This window comes from Leptotrichia sp. oral taxon 215 str. W9775 (assembly GCF_000469505.1).
Classification (GTDB): Bacteria; Fusobacteriota; Fusobacteriia; order Fusobacteriales; family Leptotrichiaceae; genus Leptotrichia_A.
The window spans coordinates 71,638-72,766 of sequence record NZ_KI272866.1 but is presented as its reverse complement, the minus strand read 5'-3'; the positions used below and the strand labels follow the sequence as shown (position 1 = coordinate 72,766).

Sequence of the window (1,129 nt, the reverse complement as noted above, 5' to 3'; positions counted from 1 at the left end):
AAACCATCTTTTTCAATTCTGACATCACTCCCTTGAATTTATATTTTAGTTACATTTCTGAGTATACCAAAAAAAATGAATTATATCAAATGTTTTTTTACAGTTTCCCTGTCATCAAAATGTCTTTTTTCCTTTCCTATAATCTGATAAGTTTCATGCCCTTTCCCTGCTATAAGAAGACTGTCCCCTTCCCTGATTATTTCCTAAACCGCATATTTTACAGCACAGAGGGTATTATCAGATATCTCGGAAGATACCGCGCACGTTCACCTGTTGCCGAATACAAGATTACCGAAATTGATGATGGTAAAGTTACCTTCTTTTTCAATGATTTGGCTAACAATAAAAAGAAAACTTACATTACTATATTTAGGAATATTACTACAAAAATAGTTACAAATATAGAAATCCGTTGCTTAATTTTATTATTCATATATTAGCCTCCTGTATTATTTTTAATTATTATACCTCGAAAAATTCCTCTTATCAAATTTAATTTTCATTTCCTAAATTCAATAAAATTTCCAATTAAAAATCCAGCTAAAATTTCTTCTTAAACTCAAAGAAATTCCAGCCGGATTTTTTTATTAAATCTATTTTTTAACTCATATTTTCTGAAATACTGTCAACTAATTAGTTTGCCAGTTTTATTTCATTCCATATTTTATCCTGTTTTTCTTTTGCTTCATCTGATAATGCTCCAGGAAGTTTAGCATTTTCCACAACCTGAGCTCTATTTACAAGTGATTTTATCTTTGATTTTTCTTCAATTCCTTTTATAACTGAAGGAGCCTTAAACTGTTCATATACTTTTATGAAGTTTTCAGGTCTGTATAAAAATTCTAAAAATTTATAGGCATTTTCCTTATTAGGTGAATTTTTTACAATAGCCATGCTATCTATATACATCATTGCATCTTTAGGTATAAAGAAATCAAAGTTTCCGTATTCAGCTTCATCCAGTTCACCATAGACATTTTCAGCATATCCGTGGGCAGCATAGAATTCTCCAGTAGCCACACTCTTACCAAAAGCTGTTGCATCAAATTTTGCAAGATTTTTCTTCCATTCAAGGATTCTATTTTTAGCTTCCTCTAACTGCTTGTCATCTGCTGAATCTGAAGGATAA

Annotated in this window: 2 protein-coding genes; one reads left to right on the top strand and one right to left on the bottom strand. The window is 30.3% G+C overall.

Features of this window, described 5'->3' with window-relative positions; translation table 11 throughout:
* Window positions 1-89 precede the first annotated feature (89 nt).
* Window positions 90-440 (top strand): transposase, encoded by a 351-nt coding sequence (locus tag HMPREF1984_RS11680; RefSeq protein ID WP_021767698.1) that lies wholly within the window; start codon window positions 90-92, stop codon window positions 438-440.
* A 193-nt stretch (window positions 441-633) separates the two neighbouring features.
* On the opposite strand, the gene HMPREF1984_RS09145 is transcribed toward HMPREF1984_RS11680, so the two are convergent.
* Window positions 634-1,129, bottom strand: a 496-nt coding sequence (locus tag HMPREF1984_RS09145) for an extracellular solute-binding protein (RefSeq protein ID WP_021767697.1), incomplete at its 5' end; no start/stop codon positions are given.